A 4042-nucleotide genomic window follows, 5' to 3' on the forward strand; every position below is an offset into this window, starting at 1 on the left:
TCGGATCCGCTTGAGCATGGATGACGAGCTCGACGGCACGAGCCTTGAGCTCGTCGGTGTACTTCACTGGCATGAGAGAATCTCCTTCTTCCAATCTCCCTGCCTCTATTATCCCCGGGGCGATTCAGATCCTTCCCGTGCAAGACCGTGGTGACGGCGGCGGTGAGGTTGTCGTAGCGGATATGCCTGGTCGGGATACCGCCGAGAGTTTCGAAGGCGTCGATGTGGCCTTCGAGGAAGGCTTCTTGCCCGCAGGTCGGGTAAACACGGTGGATGGCTTTGCCGGAGTGGGAGAGTCGGTAGACGAACATGTGACACTTCGTTCTCACTCCGTCGAGGATGATCCAGACTTCCCCGAAATCGACCTCAGCTTCAGCACCAGGGGCATGGTGTTGGGGGATGAAGACTTCTTTACGCCTGCCGGCCGCGGTATCGATTTCTGCCCGGCGGACGCGCACGTAGTCGCGGACGGTTGAGTATGAGAGTCCCGCGGCTGCGTGTTCGTCGATGAGCCGGTTCAGGATCCGGGTTGCTGTGTGGCGTTGTTTCCTGGGCGCGTCGAGGTCCGAGCGCAGCATGGTATCGATCGCGGGCTTGTAAGGATCAAGCTTCGGCGACGACCTAGCCGGGGGCTTTCTGGCTGGTGGTTCAGCACTGTCGAGGGCTTGGCGGATGGTGCGGCGGTGGACGTTGTGGCGTTTGGCGAGAGCTCGGATCGAGAGTCCTTCGATGCGGGCGTCGCGGCGGATGGTGGCGAAGAGTTCCACTCGTGACTCCAAGGTGGTGGCCCCGTTCTGTTGAACCAGTAGGTTCTTCTAGGTTCGGGTGGGGCCAGTTGTGGCCGTCGCAACACCATCGGCGAGTCGCGGGTGGGGCCAGATGAAACCGTCATGCCGGGGCCACTTCACACTGTCATAACCAAATCCCAGACCGAGTCTGGTGTCAGGATGATCCGGCCGTAAATGAACTTCTCACAGCTCACTGCTACCAAAGCTGCCAGCAGGCATAGGGTGATGCGAAACAGGTGGTGTACCACTACGCTCCCTCGTCTGGTCTTCGGAGTCACGTCGACTTCGATGACAATCAGGCCATCGCCGCGTTCAGGGGCAGCGAGGACTTATTCTGCGGATTGCGGGTTCTCGTTCTTCTGCTCGACCCGTTTGGCCAGTTCGAGGTCGAGCAGGTTGTTGACCTTGAGCAGAACAATCAAACCGAGCACCAGCAATGAGAGCACCAGGCCACCGCTGAGCACATAAACCCCGACGATCACAAAACTAAACACATCCATGGTCATGGGACTATACCGGCTACCTAGCCACAACGGTGCGGCCGTATGGTTTTGTGAGACAGGTTTTAAGGAGCACTCACAAACATGACCACCAGGAAGAAGTACACCCGGAAGTTCAAAGACGAGGCCGTTGAGCTCTTCCTCGCCTCCGATCTCCCGATCACTCAAGTGGCTGCGAAAGTCGGGGTGAAGGCCGGGACTCTGGGCAACTGGATCAAGAAATACCGAGAAGCCAACCCCGACAAATTCGACACCGGCGAACAGGAATCCGTGTCGTTTGCCGAACACCAAAAGGTCGTGGCCGAGAACGCGAAACTCAAACAGGAGATCGAGTTTTTGGGAAAAGTCAGCGCCTTCTTTGCCGCGAAGCAACAGTAGACGACCTCTACGAGTTCATCGAAGCAGAGAAGGCGGCCTACTCCATTGCCATGATGTGCAGGGCTCTCAAGGTCTCAAGGGCCTCGTTCTACCGGTGGCGGACCCCGACAGTGCCTTCGCCGCGAGCTGCCCGTCACGCGATGCTCGTCGAGGCGGTCACGGCAAAGTATGACGAGTGTGCAGGTCGTGCCGGCCGGGACCAACTGACTCGACTGCTCAACGCCGACGGCATCGCGGTCTCGGAATCAACCGTCGGGGTGATTCTGCGCGAGTCCAGTCTGCGCGCGGTCAGGGTCAGGGCTTGGAAGACCACGACTGTCCAGGATCCGCAGGCCAACGCCGCCCATATCGGCAATCACATGCTCGATGAGGAGGGGAATCGGGACTTCTCCTCGTCGGTGCCCGGGGCCCGGCTGTGCGGCGATATCACCTATTTAAAGACCGGGGAAGGGTGGTTGTATCTGGCCACGGTCATCGATTTGTGCACCGGAATGGTCATCGGGTGGAACATGGATGATCACATGCGTGCCAGTCTGTGTATCGAGGCTCTCGTCATGGCTCGTGACCACGGATACATGGACTCTGACCAGGCAATATACCACTCAGACAGAGGGGCACAATACACGTCGGTGCAGTTCCAGAAGTGGTGTGCAGGAAACAATGTCACCCAGTCGATGGGCGCGGTCGGGGTGTGCTGGGACAACGCGGTCGCGGAGAACTTCTTCTCGCATTTGAAGACGGAGTTCTATCACCATCACAGCTTCGCAACGCGGCTGGCGGCCAGGACCGCGGTGATGGACTACATCGAGTCTTGGTACAACCGACAGCGCCCGAATGCCAGGGCATGTCATCGCGTCCCGGTGCAAGCCTTGAACGACTACCGCGAGAGTGGCCAGACCGGCCTGGCGGCGTAAGAGAAATCATCAACGAACTGTCTCAAAAACTTGACGAGCGCACGGAGGTGAAAATTCATCAGCTCGAGTTCTCGGACAGCCATATCGTGAACGGAGGTTCGACGGAACGTGTCCTTCCTCGGCAAGCAACGACAACGGGCTTGAAGCGTCAGTGATTGTCGCGGTAGTTGGTCACGAATATGTGACCTCCAAGACGAATTCGGTGGAGCCGGTCACGACGGGCGGAAATGTCTACCGGGTATCCCCGCTCACCGAATCCGTCCAAGAACTGGACTAGATTGCGAACGAAACTGTCAAGGACGGCACCACCTAGACGCTGGAAAGTCGCCCTCTCGATCTGCGAAGCCGATTTCGTCAGCTGTCTGCACAAACTCCAACAGCCGCACCCACAAGGGCGGGACCGTAGATTTGCGGCCCCGCCCTTGTGGGTTTAAAGCTAGCTCCTATTCGTCCGACTCGATTTCATCAGCGTTCTGCTGTAGCTTCGCTAGCTGCTGAGCCTGTGAGGTCAAATCGTCAGACATCTGAGCCAACGGACCGTCAGCAAGTTCTGTCACCCGCGCGGCGAAGGCCTCATTGAAACTAGTATCGGGGCCTCCAGCAAGATCCTTCACGTAGGAAAGATGCTTGCTAATTACACGAACGGCATCCGCAGAAGCTTCTAAGAGCCTGGTCGTGAACCGGTCTTCCGCATGTGGCAGAACCACTAAATCGTTGCTGTAAACACCGTCGATGGCGACAAGCGCGGCAAGTACTTCTACTGGGTCGAGCGAAGAAACCCACCGCCAAATGAACCGATCACGGATCTCTTCGAAATTGTGAACGGGGCTCCCAGTATCTTCGAACCCTTCGACAAGGGCATAGGCGACGTCCTTTATCGACATAGCGCCCGCAAGCTGCAACGCACTGTCAAGTGAGCCCTTTTCCGCAGCGACGATCGCCTCAGTCAGTGCCTGTGCGCTATCACGGTTTACCCCACCAGCCATTACTGATCTTCCCACCCTTCTTCGCATATGTGACAACTATGTACTTACCCTTGTAGGGAAGGACAGCCTGCATTCCGTTCGCACCACGTTTCGAGTGCTTGCCGTTAGCCATAGCACGAGACATTAAGTTCGCAATTTTCGATCGCGAGGTGCCGCCAATCTTCCCCCCAGTTGTGCTTCTTCGCCCGGATATGCTTCCAGGTGTTCGCGTTGGCCTTCTGAAGAAGGTACTTGGAGGTGGCCTTCTTGATCTTCGACTTCCCTATTTGCTTGATCGCTGCGGAATTTTTCAAGTCAAGCGGTACCAGGGTGAGTGAGGCAGTGGTTAGGCTGCCTCTGTTTCGGTGCCCTCCTTTGGTTGGTTGATCCATGCCGGTCCGGGTAGGGCCAGGATCTTGGGATCGGTGGCCTTGCTGAACCTTTGGGGGTGTTTGGCCCGCGCGGCAGCCAAGGTCTGTGAGCGTTTCACGGCGACG

At 57.5% G+C, this 4042-nt stretch carries 5 protein-coding genes; 2 read left to right on the forward strand and 3 right to left on the reverse strand.

Annotated elements, in window-relative coordinates:
* Nucleotides 1-779, reverse strand: a 779-nt coding sequence (istA, locus tag BAUR9175_RS18925) for an IS21 family transposase (protein WP_240689404.1), incomplete at its 3' end; no start/stop codon positions are given.
* A gap of 338 nt (nt 780-1117) precedes the next feature.
* Nucleotides 1118-1294: a hypothetical protein gene (locus tag BAUR9175_RS19485; RefSeq protein ID WP_162619321.1), complete on the reverse strand. Its 177-nt coding sequence runs from the start codon at nt 1292-1294 to the stop codon at nt 1118-1120.
* A 78-nt stretch (nt 1295-1372) separates the two neighbouring features.
* Between BAUR9175_RS19485 and BAUR9175_RS18930 the strand changes: the two genes are divergently transcribed.
* Nucleotides 1373-1666, forward strand: a complete 294-nt coding sequence (locus BAUR9175_RS18930; protein ID WP_096168663.1) for a transposase — start codon at nt 1373-1375, stop codon at nt 1664-1666.
* Entirely contained in the window at nt 1555-2580 is a 1026-nt protein-coding gene (locus BAUR9175_RS18935) for an IS3 family transposase (RefSeq protein ID WP_240520014.1), read from the forward strand. Before BAUR9175_RS18930 ends, BAUR9175_RS18935 begins: the two co-directional genes overlap by 112 nt.
* A 443-nt stretch (nt 2581-3023) precedes the next feature.
* On the opposite strand, the gene BAUR9175_RS18940 is transcribed toward BAUR9175_RS18935, so the two are convergent.
* A complete protein-coding gene (locus BAUR9175_RS18940; RefSeq protein WP_009885516.1) occupies nt 3024-3566 on the reverse strand; it encodes a hypothetical protein in 543 nt (180 codons plus the stop codon).
* Between the last annotated feature and the right edge of the window lie 476 nt (nt 3567-4042).

This window comes from Brevibacterium aurantiacum (assembly GCF_900169065.1).
Lineage (GTDB): Bacteria > Actinomycetota > Actinomycetes > Actinomycetales > Brevibacteriaceae > Brevibacterium > Brevibacterium aurantiacum.

Excerpts from the sequence above, each read along its gene's own strand:
- BAUR9175_RS19485 (WP_162619321.1), bottom strand. The coding sequence starts at position 1,294 with ATGACCATGGATGTGTTTAGTTTTGTGATCGTCGGGGTTTATGTGCTC.
- BAUR9175_RS18930 (WP_096168663.1), top strand. The coding sequence starts at position 1,373 with ATGACCACCAGGAAGAAGTACACCCGGAAGTTCAAAGACGAGGCCGTT.
- BAUR9175_RS18940 (WP_009885516.1), bottom strand. The coding sequence starts at position 3,566 with ATGGCTGGTGGGGTAAACCGTGATAGCGCACAGGCACTGACTGAGGCG.